This is a genomic window from Serratia sp. CoH_134_PS_4, assembly GCF_058190535.1.
In genome coordinates, this window is sequence record NZ_JBXWKI010000003.1 from 147,508 (window position 1) to 162,057 (window position 14,550).

General features: G+C 55.5%; 14 protein-coding genes. 4 read left to right on the forward strand and 10 right to left on the reverse strand.

Features of this window, described 5'->3' with window-relative positions; translation table 11 throughout:
- Window positions 1–18: 18 nt before the first annotated feature.
- From AC2FCQ_RS07690 to AC2FCQ_RS07735, 10 genes are all read right to left on the reverse strand, one after another.
- On the reverse strand, window positions 19–813 hold the full coding sequence (locus AC2FCQ_RS07690) for a transglutaminase family protein (RefSeq protein ID WP_209634444.1): 795 nt from the start codon (window positions 811–813) through the stop codon (window positions 19–21).
- Window positions 810–1,739, reverse strand: coding sequence for an alpha-E domain-containing protein (locus AC2FCQ_RS07695; protein ID WP_265556217.1), 930 nt, complete (start codon window positions 1,737–1,739; stop codon window positions 810–812). The genes AC2FCQ_RS07690 and AC2FCQ_RS07695 overlap by 4 nt, the downstream gene beginning before the upstream one ends.
- Window positions 1,733–3,169 (reverse strand): circularly permuted type 2 ATP-grasp protein, encoded by a 1,437-nt coding sequence (locus AC2FCQ_RS07700; RefSeq protein WP_490308037.1) that lies wholly within the window; start codon window positions 3,167–3,169, stop codon window positions 1,733–1,735. The genes AC2FCQ_RS07695 and AC2FCQ_RS07700 overlap by 7 nt, the downstream gene beginning before the upstream one ends.
- Window positions 3,170–3,442: 273 nt before the next feature.
- Window positions 3,443–3,829: a 2-iminobutanoate/2-iminopropanoate deaminase gene (gene ridA, locus AC2FCQ_RS07705; RefSeq protein ID WP_209634456.1), complete on the reverse strand. Its 387-nt coding sequence runs from the start codon at window positions 3,827–3,829 to the stop codon at window positions 3,443–3,445.
- Between the two features lie 157 nt (window positions 3,830–3,986).
- Window positions 3,987–4,451 (reverse strand): aspartate carbamoyltransferase regulatory subunit, encoded by a 465-nt coding sequence (gene pyrI / locus AC2FCQ_RS07710; RefSeq protein WP_209634459.1) that lies wholly within the window; start codon window positions 4,449–4,451, stop codon window positions 3,987–3,989.
- A gap of 12 nt (window positions 4,452–4,463) precedes the next feature.
- Window positions 4,464–5,399 carry an aspartate carbamoyltransferase gene (gene pyrB, locus AC2FCQ_RS07715; protein ID WP_490307978.1) on the reverse strand — a complete coding sequence of 312 codons (936 nt, stop codon included), beginning with the start codon at window positions 5,397–5,399 and terminating at the stop codon, window positions 4,464–4,466.
- A 431-nt stretch (window positions 5,400–5,830) separates the two neighbouring features.
- Window positions 5,831–6,835 carry a FecCD family ABC transporter permease gene (locus AC2FCQ_RS07720; protein ID WP_490307979.1) on the reverse strand — a complete coding sequence of 335 codons (1,005 nt, stop codon included), beginning with the start codon at window positions 6,833–6,835 and terminating at the stop codon, window positions 5,831–5,833.
- Window positions 6,835–7,791, reverse strand: a complete 957-nt coding sequence (locus AC2FCQ_RS07725) for an ABC transporter substrate-binding protein (protein WP_490307980.1) — start codon at window positions 7,789–7,791, stop codon at window positions 6,835–6,837. Before AC2FCQ_RS07725 ends, AC2FCQ_RS07720 begins: the two co-directional genes overlap by 1 nt.
- 129 nt (window positions 7,792–7,920) lie before the next feature.
- Window positions 7,921–8,709 carry an ABC transporter ATP-binding protein gene (locus tag AC2FCQ_RS07730; protein ID WP_490307981.1) on the reverse strand — a complete coding sequence of 263 codons (789 nt, stop codon included), beginning with the start codon at window positions 8,707–8,709 and terminating at the stop codon, window positions 7,921–7,923.
- A 19-nt stretch (window positions 8,710–8,728) separates the two neighbouring features.
- Window positions 8,729–9,970: an amino acid deaminase gene (locus tag AC2FCQ_RS07735; RefSeq protein ID WP_490307982.1), complete on the reverse strand. Its 1,242-nt coding sequence runs from the start codon at window positions 9,968–9,970 to the stop codon at window positions 8,729–8,731.
- 192 nt (window positions 9,971–10,162) lie between these two features.
- Here AC2FCQ_RS07735 and AC2FCQ_RS07740 point away from each other — a divergent pair, with 192 nt between their 5' ends.
- The 4 genes from AC2FCQ_RS07740 (at window position 10,163) to AC2FCQ_RS07755 (ending at window position 14,547) form a co-directional block, all read left to right on the forward strand.
- Complete coding sequence (locus AC2FCQ_RS07740) at window positions 10,163–11,026, forward strand: MurR/RpiR family transcriptional regulator (protein ID WP_209634476.1); 864 nt, start codon at window positions 10,163–10,165, stop codon at window positions 11,024–11,026.
- Window positions 11,027–11,064: 38 nt separating this feature from the next.
- Window positions 11,065–12,525 (forward strand): N-acyl-D-amino-acid deacylase family protein, encoded by a 1,461-nt coding sequence (locus AC2FCQ_RS07745; RefSeq protein ID WP_490307983.1) that lies wholly within the window; start codon window positions 11,065–11,067, stop codon window positions 12,523–12,525.
- Window positions 12,522–12,920: a RidA family protein gene (locus AC2FCQ_RS07750; RefSeq protein WP_209634482.1), complete on the forward strand. Its 399-nt coding sequence runs from the start codon at window positions 12,522–12,524 to the stop codon at window positions 12,918–12,920. Before AC2FCQ_RS07745 ends, AC2FCQ_RS07750 begins: the two co-directional genes overlap by 4 nt.
- Before the next feature lie 136 nt (window positions 12,921–13,056).
- Window positions 13,057–14,547: a sodium:solute symporter family protein gene (locus AC2FCQ_RS07755; RefSeq protein ID WP_490307984.1), complete on the forward strand. Its 1,491-nt coding sequence runs from the start codon at window positions 13,057–13,059 to the stop codon at window positions 14,545–14,547.
- Window positions 14,548–14,550: the final 3 nt, after the last annotated feature.

Below are 14,550 nucleotides of genomic sequence, written 5' to 3' on the forward strand. Positions count from 1 at the left end.
TTCGCTTTCGGCAAGAGGCTATTGCCCGGTTGGCATCATCTGCACTTCGGCCATGGTTTGCATATTTTCACACCCTCCCCCCAACCGCATGCCGCGTACCGGGCAGGCGTCCAGATAGTCGATGCCCACGGCCAGCTTAAGGTGCTGATTCGGCAAGCGGGTATTGTTAGTGACGTCAAAGCTGTGCCAGCGTTCATCGATCCAGGCTTCTGCCCAGGCGTGGGTGGCGACATGGGTGGAGTCTTCGCTGTAGAGATAGCCGCTGACGTAGCGCGCCGGAATGTTCAGGCTGCGGCAGCAGGCCAGAAACACATGGGTATGATCCTGGCAAACGCCGGTACCGGTCGCGAATGCCTGGGCGGCGCTGTCGGTGACGCTGGTGGAGCCTGGGCTGTAAGGCATTTTTAGCAACAGTTCGCCCATCAGGTTTTCCAGCCCGTCCAGCACCGCCTGTGGTTGATGATAGCGCAGGGCAAAGGCCTGTATCGCGCTGTCGGGCTGGGTCAACGGGCTGTGACGCAGAAAAACCAGCGGTGACAGATGCCCCGTGACCTGATCCTCTGCACTATCTTCAATCTCCACGACGCCATGGGCCTGAATGGTAATCGCCTGGTGTGGGTGATCCAGCGTCAGTACATGCAACACGTTGCCGAAGGCGTCGGTGGTGCATACCGCCTCTTCCGGCAGCGTCAGTTGCCAGGAGATGATGCGTTGATGCTCTGAGTCCTGTGGCGTCAGGCGCAGATACTGGGTGCTACGCTGTACCTGCTGGGCGTAGGTATAATGGGTGTTGTGCTCAATGTTCAGTTTCATTGTGCCTCCAGATAAGTGTGATGGACGCTCTCCGCGATACCGCTAATCTGCCCGAGAAACGCGTCTAACCAGTTGGTTAGCCCCACCTTGTTCAGGTCTTTCATGCTGCTGAATCGCAGCTCGGCGTGCAGCGTGTGCGCCAGTCGGCGTGGTTGATTTGAACGGTTACCGCCAATTTGCTCCAACTGCTGCACCATGTCGCCGACGCAGGCCAGCAGGGAGCGTGGGATTTCATTACGCAGGATCATCAGTTCGGCAATGGTGTCCCGGCTGAGCTGCTGTTTGTAGATGCTGTGATAGGCTTCGCGCGCGCTCACGGCCCGCAGCAACGTGTCCATGCGGTAATACTCGCGTACCGGGTCGCCGTCGCTGTCCATCAAGCTATTCTTGACTCCCAGCAGGCGTGCGGTGCCGTCGGCCCGCTCCAACAGGGTACCGAGGCGGATAAAGCACATGGCGTCACTGCGTAACAAGGTGCCAAACATGGCACCGCGAAACAGGTGTGAACGCTCTTTTACCCAGTCGAAAAAGGCATCTGCGCCTACCGAACCTATGCCTTGGCGGCGGATTAGCTTCATCTCGATCCAGGTGGCATTAATGCACTCCCACACCTCGGAGGACAGGCTGCCACGCACCGCATGGGCATTGTTCCACCCCATTTGCAGGCAGCTGTAAATGCTGCTGTGATTGCGGCTGTCGAGTGCGAAAAAACTCACCAGGTTGGCCATGGTTAGATCGGGATAGGCGGCGGCATACAGTTGCCCGGTGCTGGTCAAATTGAGTGGCACCTGCAAATCCTGATCTTCGCTGTCGCGGATTGGCATCATCGACAGCTTGTTGGTCACATCAAGTACCCGGGCAATGCTTTCTGCCCGCTCCAGATAGCGGGCCATCCAATAGAGTTCACTGGCAGTTCGGCTCAGCATATGTCGTCCTCCAACACCCAGGTGTCCTTGGTTCCCCCGCCTTGCGACGAGTTGACCACCAGCGAACCTTGCGCCAGCGCCACACGCGTCAGCCCGCCGGGCACCAGCCGAATTTCAGCCCCGCTGAGGGCAAACGGCCGCAGATCGATATGCCGCGGGGCCAAGCCTTCGTTGACGAAAGTCGGGCAGGTCGACAGCGCCAGGGTATTTTGCGCAATGTAGTTATGGGGTTTGGCTAACAGCAAGGTGCGGAAATGGGCGATTTCGTCTTTGGTCGCCGCCGGGCCGATCAGCATGCCGTAACCACCGGCACCGTGGACCTCTTTCACCACCATCTGATCCAGATTGGCCAACACATAGGACAGTTCATTCTTGTGACGACATTGCCAGGTGGGGACGTTGTTGAGGATCGGCTCTTCTTGCAGATAGAAACGCACCATGTCCGGCACATACGGATAGATCGACTTGTCGTCGGCCACGCCGGTGCCAATGGCGTTTGCCAGTACCACATTGCCGGTGCGGTAAACTGACAGCAGCCCCGGAACGCCGAGCATCGAGTCGGGGCGGAACGCCAGCGGATCGAGGAACGCGTCGTCCACCCGGCGGTAAATCACATCCACCTTGCAAGGCCCGGCGGTGGTGCGCATAAACACGGCGCCGTCCTTGACGAACAGGTCGGCGCTTTCCACCAGCTCAACCCCCATCTGCTGCGCCAGGAAACTGTGCTCGAAATAGGCGCTGTTAAAGCGGCCCGGAGTCAGTACCACGACCGTGGGATCGTTAATCGGCGAGCTTTCGCGCAGGGTTTGCAGCAGGTGCGACGGATAGCGTTCCACCGGTGCAATGCGTTGTTGGGCAAACAGTTCAGGGTACAGGCGCATCATCATCTTGCGGTTTTCCAGCATGTAGGAAACGCCGGAGGGCGTGCGCAGGTTATCTTCCAGCACGTAATATTGGCCGTCACCGTTACGCACCATGTCCACGCCAACGATGTGCGCGTAAATATTGCGGTGCAGATCGACCCCTTGCATACAAGGCTGATATTGATCGTTCGCCAGCACCTGTTCTGCCGGAATGATCCCGGCCTTCAGAATATGTTGTTGATGGTAAATGTCGTGAAGAAAGGCGTTTAGCGCCTGAACACGTTGGCGAATGCCGCGATCGAGCATCGCCCATTCGCTGGCGGGAATGATGCGTGGCACGCTATCAAACGGGATCAGGCGTTCGGCACCATCGTCATCACCATAGACATTAAAGGTAATCCCCACTCGGTGAAACAGCAGTGCAGCTTCTTCTCTTTTGCGTTGAATGGCCTTTTGGTCGGCCTCTTGCAGCCAGTGCCAGTAAGCTTCGTAGTGACCCCGGTGTTTACCCTCAGCCAGAAGCATCTCATCAAAAAACGGTGAAGCGGACAGATCGATATTTAGCATCATCACCTCGTCGACATTACAGGCTGTAAACGGATCCAGCATAAAATGTGCCAAGGTGAGAAAGGGGCGAAAATGGCGCGAAAACACAGGATTGGGACGAGAAGGAGCACTCTCTAGGTGCAATCAAAGCGAGGGGTGCCTTAAAACGGGGCGAAACTGCAGTGAGCGAGAGCCAGAGTGATCGTTAGTGGCGCGTCAGAAGAGGGGCATGCTGCAAGTGGAAAAATAAAAACGGCCAGCCGATGGCTGACCGTTGGGCGCGTTGCCGTAGAATTAACGACGAACGGCGATGGCTTCGATTTCGATTTTCACGTCTTTTGGCAGACGAGCAACTTCGACGCAAGAACGTGCTGGGAAAGGCGCGTTATGTTCGGTGAAGAAGCTTTCGTACGCGGCGTTAACGGTGGCGAAATCGTTCAGATCTTTCACGAATACCGTGGTTTTCACGATATCGGCGACTTTCAGGCCTGCGGCTTCAACGATCGCTTTAACGTTTTCCAGTGACTGGCGTGCCTGAGCGGTCACGTCGTCGGCAACGGCACCGGTTTTAGGATCGACAGGGATCTGACCGGAAGTGATGATCATGCTGCCCAGATCAACGCCCTGCACGTAAGGACCAATGGCTGCCGGGGCGAGTTCAGTGCTGATGTTACGTGACATTTTTTCTCCTAATTTACCCTTCGTCTTTCAAACCGTAGCGTTGTTGGCTACGGCTTAAAATCCATTGGGTAGCAACGTGGGTTGTTCTATCCAGAAACCCCATTATAGGGCGTCGCCGGGAGAATAACAGCGCCGTCTCCCGGCGAAAACCGCAGATTTAGTCTGCCTGCAATACGACTTGGTGTTCGAACTCTTTCTCGCAGTAATGGCACTTCAGGTGTACGTCACCGTCGCGGGATTTCACGCTAAAGCTGGACGATACCGGTTCACTGCGGCTGATGCAGTTGCTGTTCGGACAGGTCAGCACGCCGTCGATATGATCCGGCAGGCTGAGAGTCAGTTTACGCACCACCTCGTAATTATCGATGCGGTTAACCGTCGCTTTGGGGGCGTACATCGCCAATTGGTTGGCTTGTTGCTCCGTCAGGAACGTGTTCTCGATTTTAATCAGATCTTTGCGGCCCAGCTCATTGGACGGCAGGTTCAGGCCGATAGTGATGCGCTGATCGGTGGCAGTCAGTTTAAACAGCGTCAGCAGCTTAAACCCTATCTGTGCCGGAATATGGTCAATCACCGTACCGCATTTGATTGCTTCAACCTGCAGTTTGTTATCGTGAGTCATGACGGTTCCCCCTTAAAGAGCCAAATCTGCGTTTAATACCAGCGCCAACAGTGCCTGACGTGCGTAAATACCGTTGCCTGCCTGCTGGAAGTAGTAGGCGTAGGGTGTTTTATCCACGTCGGTAGTGATCTCGTCAATGCGCGGCAGCGGGTGCAAGACTTTGAGATGGGTACGTGCGTCTGTCAGATCCGCTGCACGCAGGACGAACTGCGCTTTCACGTTAGCGTATTCTGAAGGGTCCAGGCGCTCTTTCTGTACCCGGGTCATGTAGAGAATATCCAGTTCAGGCACCACTTCCTCGATACTGCTGTGCAGGCTGTATTGGATGCCTTTTTCTTCCAGCATTTTCAGGATGTAGGTCGGCATGGCCAGCGCGTCCGGGGCGATGAAGAAGAAGCGGTTGCCTTCAAATTTAGCCAGCGCCTGTGCCAGTGAATGCACGGTACGTCCGTATTTCAGGTCACCCACCATAGCGATATTGATGTTGTTCAGGCGGCCCTGCGTTTCCTGAATGGTGAACAGGTCCAGCAGCGTTTGCGTCGGATGCTGGTTGGCTCCGTCACCGGCGTTGAGCACCGGGATCCCGCCGGAGAATTCGGTTGCCAGCCGTGCAGCGCCTTCCTGTGGGTGGCGCATTACGATGGCGTCGACGTAGGTGCCAATGACCGAGATAGTGTCCGCCAGGGTTTCGCCTTTCTTGCCGAGTGAGGTGTTGCTGCCGTCGGCAAAGCCAACCACCGAGGCCCCCAGGCGGTGCATCGCGGTTTCAAACGACAAGCGGGTACGGGTTGACGCTTCAAAGAAGCAGCTGGCAATGACCTTGTGCTTTAGCAGCTCAGGCTGTGGATTGGATTTCAGGCTGGCGGCGGTGCGTAGCACCAGCTCCAGATCCTCGCGGCTGAGATCGTTAATAGAGATGATATTTTTGTGATACAGCGGATTGGCCATTTTTCACTCCTTCTCGACACATGCCCGTGGCGCGGGAATGCCCGTCATCTTTCGAACCGCAGCGGTGTTGGCTTCTCGCTTTTCCCCCGTCACTTAACTGACTAAGCGCAGGGTGATTCAAACGGTTACCTCTGGCTGCGCCCCGAAATCTCTCGGGCATGATTTTTTAAGGCAAAAAAAAGCCCCTCAACGAGGGGCTTGAAACGATCGGTTTAGCAACAGGAGAAATAACGGCAGTTGGCTGCCGATTGGCAGTCGGTTTTGTCGGTTGTGGCTAACAAAACAAACGTCGTTTTTCATGCTTTCTCCTGGCAAATTGTCGCGCATTATACTCGCGCTTTTGGACACTGCAAGCGCTAAAACGCCGATTTTTTGCCATTTCGCAATCGATTGGCTGGTTGCTTTTAGGAACCTGCCCTGTAAATCAAGGATCAGTGAGTGCGCCGCAGTAAAATAACCAGCACGAAAATCCCGCCAAGACCGGCAGTAATAATCCCGATGGGCAGTTCTTGGGGCGCGGCAATGACGCGGCTTAGCAGATCGCCGGCAGAGAGTAACATTGCTCCCATGACGCCAACCAACGGCAGCAGGCGCCGGTGACGTACGCCGGTAAAGGGGCGTGCCAGATGGGGAACCATTAAGCCGACAAACCCAATCACTCCGGTTAATGCCACCAGTAACGCGGTCGCCAGCGAACAACACAGAAAGACTTCCATGCGTAATCGGCTGGTGTTGATGCCCAGCGTGCCGGCAGTCTGTTCACCCGCCAGTAAAGCATCCAGCGATCGCCAGCGTAATGTAATCAATACCACCAGTAACAGCAGCGCGATCAAGGCAAAAATCAAATTATCCCAACGGGCCAGACCCAGCCCGCCCAGTGTCCAGAAGAGTACGCTGCCGGCTGTTCGTTGATCGCCGGAAAAAACCAGATAATTGGTGAAGGCCCCGAATAAAAAAGAGACCGCCAGGCCGCAGATGATCAGTTTCTCGGTGCCTTTCTGCGATTGGGTCATAAAAATAAGCATCACGACCGCGGCGGAGAGTATTCCGCCAACAAAAGAGGAAACGGGTAAAGCCCACGCCCCCAGGCTATTACCGAGACGGGTAATCACCAGCACCACGCCGGCAGAGGCGCCCGAGGAAAGGCCGAACAGAAAAGGATCGGCCAGATCGTTGCGGGTGGTGGTTTGCAAGAGTGCGCCGACCAGTGCCAATCCGGCTCCTGCCAGTAAACCCAGCAGCGTTCGTGGCAAACGCAGTTCCAGCACAATGCTTTTAATCATTGGCGGCACATCACCCTGGGCGATACCCAGCGCGGTCATCACCTGAGAAAAAGAGAGTGGCACACTGCCTTGCACGATATTGCCGAGGATGAGCCCTGCCAATAGCAGTGGGGCGACTGCCCATGCCAGCCTAAAACGGTTTTTTTCCGACATTAGCTGAAGGCGGCGGGATAAAGAGCGTGAGCCAGTTTATGGATGGCTTCAATATTGGCCGGCCCCGGCGTCAGTTCCTGATATTTTAATTTCAAATAACGGTGGTGAATAACCGCCAGTGTTTTTTTCATCAGGGGATGTTGTTCAAGGAAAAGCTGCCGTGCGTCGGTATCGCTGGAAGCCTCTGATTGGTAATCCACCAGAATGATAAATTCAGGTTCCATCGCCGCGACACTTTCCCAATTGGTGGTCGTCCAACTGGTGTTCAGGGCTTCCATCACATTCTTTGCCCCAGCGGCTTCAATAATTGCCGTCGGCATGGCGTAAGGCCCACTGGTATAGGGCTTTTCTTCACCGGAATCATAAAGAAACACCTTTATCGGTTTTTGAGTCGCAATTTTGCGATGGATACCTTCCACCTGTTTCTGCCAGCCATTGACCAGTGTTTCCGCATCTTCCTGTTTACCAAATACTTTACCGAGTCTAATGATGTCTCCGTATAACAAATCCATACTGGCGCGTGGGCGATGCTTGTCGACGTGGATGCAGCTTTCACTCAGCACCAGCGTTTTGACATTGAATTTTGCCAGCGCTTGCGGGGTAACGTCACCACGCAGACCATAATTCCAGCCTGCAAAGAACAGGTCAGGACTCACGGCGAGCAGGTTTTCGAACGTTGGGTATTTCGGCGCCAGTTCAGGGATCGCCCCCTGCTGTTGCGTGAATTCAGGGATATTTTTATACCAGCCGGAGATCCCCGTCACGCCAACCATCGCCGGCTGCAGCCGCAGGGCAAACGCCATTTGCGACATATTAATGTCTTGAATAACGGCGCGCTGTGGGGCTTGGGTAAAGGTCAGTGGCTGACCACAGTTGTCCACCGTGACAGGGAAACCAGAAGCGCCGGCGCTTCCTGCAGTTAATGCCAGTAATGTGGCGAGGGTTAACTTTTTCACATCGACTCCAGATTCAAAAACCGAAGTCAGTAACCCGGCTCGTTGGATACGGGGGCAACATACCTGAATAATTCATATGACAAATGTAGTTAGATCAAACAACCGTCGATTGTTGGGATTTGAGCGGGTTTATGTCGGCAATGCCTCGAAGAAGCGCAGGGCTTTGCCGGTTTCAGGATGGCGGGCTTGCAGGGATTTCATCCCAAACACCTGTTGCAGGTGCACCGACTCCAGCACGGCATCAGGGCTGCCATGGCAAACGATTTTCCCTTGATTCATCATGATGACCTGGTCTGAAAAGGGCTGTACCAACTCCAGATCATGCAGCACTTTTAACGTGGCTATCTTTTTTTTATGAATCAGCGACAGCAGTTGGTGGCGGGCTAGCGGATCGAGATGGTTGGTGGGTTCATCGAGTAAGAGCAGCATCGGCTGCTGCGCCAATACCCGGGCGAATCCGGCACGCTGGCGTTCGCCACCCGAAAGATTGCCCAACGGCACATGTTGCAGGGAGTGGAGGCCCACGTCATCCATCGCTTTTGCCACAATGCGTAGATGCTCAGATGGCAGGCTATCGGCCTGCCAGGGCAACCGACCCAGGGCCACATACTCGTTAACCTTAAGCCGTAAATCGGCATTATCGTGCTGGCTAAGCAAAGCGATAGAACGGGCACGTTGATGCGGCTTGATGGTGGCTAAGGGCGTTCCCTGAAAGCATATTTCACCGCCACTCGGTTTTAGCTCACCGGTAAGCAGCCGTAATAACGTGGATTTTCCACTGCCGTTTGGGCCGATAATGGTGACGGATTCATCTTGCTGAAGGGCAAAGGTGACGCCATGAATCCGCGGTGGCTTCCCTGGACTTGCCAGGGAGAGATTCTGCACCGACAAGAGACTGTCGGTGGGCAGGTTATTCATCAGATATCCTTTTCCATTATCAGAAAAACGTCTCTATGGTTTCGATGACATTGTAATCATCATCAATCAAAAATAGCGTTTTCCATTTATCGAAGGTCAGGCACGGGTGCGATGTGGCGAACACCAGAATATCACCGACCTGTACCGGGAACGTTGCCGGACAGCTCAGCATGGCGTGCTGATCCATAATCCCCTGGGTTGTCAGGCGTTGGACGTCGCTTTGTTGCTGAACACCGCTGCGGTAATGGGCGATCGGCTGTGGCAAGCCGGCGTCGAAGGCCGCATCCCGTTTGCCGAAATTGACGATAATCCTGCCGGGTTCCGGTACAGACTGGACCAGCGCAATCAGTTCCAGCGCTGAGGTTAACTCTCCTGCCAGGTCGCAGGCGTAGCTGTCACGGGCTAACACGGCATTTTGCGCGTCTTGGTAAATCCCCCGATCGTGGGTGATGTAACAGCCGGGGCGAATCACCAGACGGCAGTTTGCCGGCAGCGTCTCTTGGCTCCAGACGCTACAGACCACGTCATACCAGGAAGAACCGGCCCCGGTGAGGATCGCTTCTTCACCGCCAAATACACCTTGTTGGTGCAGTTCACGCAGCAAGCCGGCAGCGTCACGCAGAAACTGTTCGATTTTGCGCTGGGCATCGTCGCCGTGCATCACGCCTTCATACAGCTCGATACCGTGCAGACGTAATCCCGGCAGCCTGGCTATCTCCTGCGCCAGTTGCTCCGCTTGCGCCACGTTGCGGCAACCGCAGCGGCCGCCAGGGACGCCCAATTCCAACAGAACATCCAGCGTTTGCCCCTGCTGGCTGAAAAATGCCGAGAGGCTTTGTGCATTGCTTAGGCTGTCGACGCAGCAAAAGAACATTGTCGCGGGATGCTGCGCTTTCAGTTCGGCTATCAAGCGCATGTTGGCCTTGCCAACCAATTGGTTAGCCATCAGCACCCGTGGCACACCGGCTTCCATCGCTACCTTTGCCTGCCAGGCGGAACCGACGCCAACGGCCCAGGCGCCCTGAGCCACCTGGCGCTGGAAGATCCAGGGTGTCATGGTGGTTTTCCCGTGCGGCGCCAGCGAGACGCCGCGGGCGTCGGCATAGTGTTGCATCCAGGCGATATTGTTTTCCAGGCTGCTGAGCTTAATCACGGCGGCCGGCAGGCAGACATCTTCATTCAGCAGGTTCGCTGGCGCAGTCGGGTCACTGCGCATCACGGCGGCTTTGTGGGTAACGGTGAAATCGTTTTGGTATTTCATAACATTATCCTTTGGGTGTTCTATCTTTTTGAAATTAGGTATCTTGATTAATTGCTTTGATTTAACTGTATTTTTAATATTTATTATCGATATTAGGGTACAAAGTATCATTTTTGGAACTGTTTTTTGTGTAGTCTTCCACTGTTTTCTTGCATTGTAAATGACAAAATTTAACCACTATGAGGTGAAGCGATGGGTGTTGATATCGACATTATCTCGCGTATTACAGAGCGTTTTATTGAGCTGAGCAGCACCGAAAAACGCATCGCGCAATTCATTCTGGACGATGCAGAGGCGGTGACCGCGTTGCCGATTGCCGAACTGGCCCGACAGGCCGGCGTCAGTCAGGCGTCGATCACGCGTTTTGCCAAAACCTTGGGGTGTCGAGACGTACGCGATCTTAAGGTCAAACTGGCGCAGTCGTTGGCGGTGGGGCAGCGGTTCATTCATGAGGAGCCTGATCTTGAAGGGATCCAGGGGATTTATGAAACCATCATCAATGTCCTGAATATTAATCGTCGGACGATTGATGAGCCTGCGCTGGCCAAGGCGGTGGGGTGGTTAGGCGATGCGCGACACATTCTGGCGCTAGGCATGGGAGGCGGTTCAACCATTTGCGCAGCGGAGGTCCAGCATCGTCTGTTCCGCCTTGGTTTACCGGTGACCGCGCAAAGCGACGGTCTGCTGGTGCGGATGATGGCGGCGGCGGTGACGAAGCAAGATGTGGTTGTGGCGTTGTCATTGGGCGGCTACACGCAGGAAATGGTCGAAAGCGCAGCCATTGCGCGCCAGTACGGGGCCAAAGTGGTGGCGATTACCCCTGCAGGAACGCCGCTGGCGGCGCAGGCTGATGTGTTGCTGGCGCTGGTGGTGCGGGAAAATGATTACATCTACAAACCCAGCACGTCGCGCTATGCCATGTTGGCGATGGTCGATGTGCTGGCGACGGCGCTGGCCATGGCGAACAAGCGCCAGTCTCGTGACCGGCTGCGTCGCATCAAGCTGGCGCTGGACAGCCACCGCGGAGGGGCAGATCGCCAGCCGCTGGGGGACTGAGTCGGTGAGCCAAGACACTAACGGAAGGATGATGATTCATGCGGTATCAGTATCTGATTAAAAATGTCACGGTGATCGACGGCAGCGGCGGGCCACAATATCGCGCCGATGTGGCGGTAAAAGACGATCGGATAGCGGCGATTGCGCCTGCCCTCGACGCCGACGCCGAGGTGGTGATCGACGGGCAAGGCCGGGTGTTGTCTCCGGGATTTATTGACGTGCATACCCACGATGACACCAATGTGATCCGCATGCCCGAGATGCTGCCGAAGATTTCGCAGGGCGTGACCACGGTGATTGTCGGCAACTGCGGCATCAGCGCTGCCGGGGCGGTAATCAAAACCAGCGTACCTGACCCGATGAGCTTGCTGGGCGAAAAAGCGCACTTCGTTTATCCGACGATTGCCGCCTACCGTCAGCAGGTCGAGGCGGTGACGCCAGCGGTAAATGTGGCGACGCTGATTGGGCATACGACGCTGCGCAGCAATCAGATGGATGACCTGTTCCGCCCGGCCAGTGCCGAAGAGATCGCCGCGATGCGCGAGCAACTGCGCACCGCGTTGCAGCAGGGCGCCTTGGGTCTGAGCACCGGCCTGGCCTACGCCACGGCGTTCTCGGCACCCACGGAAGAGGTGATGGCGCTGGCGGAAGAACTGGCGGGCGAGCAGGGCATTTATACCACCCACCTGCGTTCGGAGTTTGAACCCATACTCGACGCAATGGAGGAAGCATTCCACATTGGGCGCCATGGCCGAGTGCCGGTGGTGATTTCGCACCATAAATGCGCCGGGGCCAAAAACTGGGGCCGTACGCAGGAAACGCTAAAGCTGTTCGACAAGGTGCGCCAGACGCAGGATGTCTCCTGCGATTGCTACCCCTATTCCGCCAGCTCGTCCACACTGGACTTAAAGCAGATCACCGATGAATTCGATATTGTCATTACCTGGTCAGAGCCACACCCGGAGATAGCGGGGCAATCATTGCGGGATATCGCCGGTACCTGGTCGATGAGCCTGCATGATGTCGGCAAGCAGTTGATGCCGGCGGGCGCGATTTACTACAACATGGACGAACAGGATGTGCGCCGCGTGTTGAGCTACCCGGTGACCATGGTGGGCTCGGATGGCCTGCCGAACGATCCTATGCCACATCCGCGCTTGTGGGGCGCGTTCCCGCGGGTACTTGGCCATTACAGCCGTGACGAAGGGTTATTCCCCCTGACCGTGGCGGTGCACAAAATGAGTGGCATGTCCGCGGCGCGTTATCAGTTGCCGCAGCGTGGGCTGATCAAAACAGGGTATTACGCCGATCTGGTATTGTTTGATGCGTTAAAAGTGAAAGACAGCGCGACGTTCAGCAACCCTCGGCAACCCGCTGCCGGAATCGACGCGGTGTGGGTGAATGGCGTACTGAGTTACGAACATCAGGCCGTGACCGGCCTGCGCGCCGGGCGGTTTTTGTGCCGCCAGGGCAACAAAATAGACAGGAGCAAGGCATGACGATTAAAAGATATGGCATTGACGGTGGCACCGGAACCGGCGGGCAACACTTGCCGTTTTCCCGCGCGGTAGAAGCCGGCGGCTGGTTGTACATTTCTGGCCAAACGCCGATGAAAGACGGCGAAGTGGTGGAGGGGGGGATTATTGAGCAGTCCCGCCTGGCGATCCAAAACTGTCTGGATATTATGGCAGAAGCGGGATACGGCCTCGAAGATGTGGTGCATGTGAAGGTCATTCTGACCGATGCGCGTTATTTCCAGTCATTCAATAAAGTGTTCCGTGAATTTTTTGCCGCTCACCCACCGGCACGTATCTGTGCGGTTGCCGATCTGGTGGTGGATTGCAAAGTCGAAGTTGATATTACCTGTTATAACGCAGCACGTATTACCCGATAAGTCCTTTCTAAAATATAAAACTGTATAGGGTGGTTAAACCACCCTTAATAATAAACGCCTGATTTAATTCGGGCGGCGTAACGCTATTTTATTTTTTCTTATTTTACTGCTACCCAACACTAACTGGATGTGAGACATGAATAATTTATCCTTCCTTATCTGGTTTTCTCTATATGCCCTGGCCATGATTACGCTTGGCTGGTACGTTTCACGCAATCAAAAAAACGGCGATGACTTTTTATTGGGCGGTCGTTCCCTGCCGATGATCCTGACGCTCGGTTCGACGGTGGGCACTATGGTCGGCACCGGCTCCAGCGTAGGTGCGGTGGGCTTTGGCTACGCCAACGGATGGGCCGGCATGCTGTACGGTATTGGCGGCGCGGTGGGAATACTCTTGGTGGCGTGGCTGTTTGCACCGGTCAGGAAAATGCGTTTTATGACCATGAGCGAAGAGATATCTTATTATACCGGCGGCAGTAAAATAATTAAAAACGTCGTTGCCCTATTAATATTCATTGCGTCTATTGGTTGGCTGGGTGCGCATATTTTAGGGGGCGGTTTATATTTGGCCTGGGCCAGCGGCATTGATATTAATGTGGCTAAAGTGATTATTGCCCTGGCCTTTGTGGTGTATGTCGGAATTGGCGGTTATTCTGCGGTGGTGTGGATCGACACGGTGCAATCTATTGTGTTATTCCTCGGCTTTATTTTGATGGCGGTGTTGGCGGTGCAGCACGTCGGCGGCTGGTCAAGCATCCAGCACGCGGTGGATCCGGCGGCGCAAAGCCTGTTTGCCATCGATAAACTGGGCATGCTGCCGGCGTTCTCGTTGGCACTGGTGATCGCCGTCGGCGTATTGGCGACGCCCTCTTACCGTCAACGGATTTACTCGGCCAAAACCGTCTCCTCGGTGCGTCAGTCATTCACTATTACCGGCGTGCTTTACCTGTTCTTCTCCTTCCTGCCGGCAATCATCGGCATGGCGGTGTGGACCATGGATCCCAATCTGGAAAACAGCGGCTTTGCCTTCCTGTACGGCACCCAGGTGCTGCCGCACGCGGTGGCGATGGTGATCCTGGTGGCCGGTATGTCGGCGAACATGTCTTCAGGCAGCTCGGACGCCATCGCCGGGGTGTCGATTATCCTGCGCGACCTCTACACGCTGTTTACCGGGCATATGCCGGCGGAAGACAAGGCGATTCGGCTGTCGCGGATCTTCCTGGTGCTGGTGATTGCGCTGGCGCTGGTGTTTGCCCTGACCTCCAACGACATCATCAGCTACATCACCAAGATGATCTCGATGATCATGTCCGGCCTGTTTATTTGCTCGATTCTGGGCCGATTCTGGACCCGCTTTAACTGGCAGGGCGCACTGGCGGCGCTGATCGCCGGGGCGGCAACCTCGATGGCCGTGTTGATGAACAGCCACTGGCTGGCGTTCTGGGGCAATCCTTGTTTCCCGTCGGTGCTGTTCAGCCTGATCGGGGCGGTGGTGGTCACGCTGGTGACACCGGCCAACAAAATGAGCCGCGAACAGGCGCTGGACATGATCACCCGCGAGCGGGAGAGCCGCCCAACGGTCAAGGTACCGCTGGGTAAAAATGCCACCGCTAACCGCAACGTTTAAGGC

What these genes read in the sequence shown, in the direction of transcription:
- AC2FCQ_RS07690 (WP_209634444.1), bottom strand. Translation starts at nt 813, where the DNA reads ATGAAACTGAACATTGAGCACAACACCCATTATACCTACGCCCAGCAG.
- AC2FCQ_RS07695 (WP_265556217.1), bottom strand. Translation starts at nt 1,739, where the DNA reads ATGCTGAGCCGAACTGCCAGTGAACTCTATTGGATGGCCCGCTATCTG.
- AC2FCQ_RS07700 (WP_490308037.1), bottom strand. Translation starts at nt 3,169, where the DNA reads ATGCTAAATATCGATCTGTCCGCTTCACCGTTTTTTGATGAGATGCTT.
- ridA (WP_209634456.1), bottom strand. Translation starts at nt 3,829, where the DNA reads ATGTCACGTAACATCAGCACTGAACTCGCCCCGGCAGCCATTGGTCCT.
- pyrI (WP_209634459.1), bottom strand. Translation starts at nt 4,451, where the DNA reads ATGACTCACGATAACAAACTGCAGGTTGAAGCAATCAAATGCGGTACG.
- pyrB (WP_490307978.1), bottom strand. Translation starts at nt 5,399, where the DNA reads ATGGCCAATCCGCTGTATCACAAAAATATCATCTCTATTAACGATCTC.
- AC2FCQ_RS07720 (WP_490307979.1), bottom strand. Translation starts at nt 6,835, where the DNA reads ATGTCGGAAAAAAACCGTTTTAGGCTGGCATGGGCAGTCGCCCCACTG.
- AC2FCQ_RS07730 (WP_490307981.1), bottom strand. Translation starts at nt 8,709, where the DNA reads ATGAATAACCTGCCCACCGACAGTCTCTTGTCGGTGCAGAATCTCTCC.
- AC2FCQ_RS07735 (WP_490307982.1), bottom strand. Translation starts at nt 9,970, where the DNA reads ATGAAATACCAAAACGATTTCACCGTTACCCACAAAGCCGCCGTGATG.
- AC2FCQ_RS07740 (WP_209634476.1), top strand. Translation starts at nt 10,163, where the DNA reads ATGGGTGTTGATATCGACATTATCTCGCGTATTACAGAGCGTTTTATT.
- AC2FCQ_RS07745 (WP_490307983.1), top strand. Translation starts at nt 11,065, where the DNA reads ATGCGGTATCAGTATCTGATTAAAAATGTCACGGTGATCGACGGCAGC.
- AC2FCQ_RS07750 (WP_209634482.1), top strand. Translation starts at nt 12,522, where the DNA reads ATGACGATTAAAAGATATGGCATTGACGGTGGCACCGGAACCGGCGGG.
- AC2FCQ_RS07755 (WP_490307984.1), top strand. Translation starts at nt 13,057, where the DNA reads ATGAATAATTTATCCTTCCTTATCTGGTTTTCTCTATATGCCCTGGCC.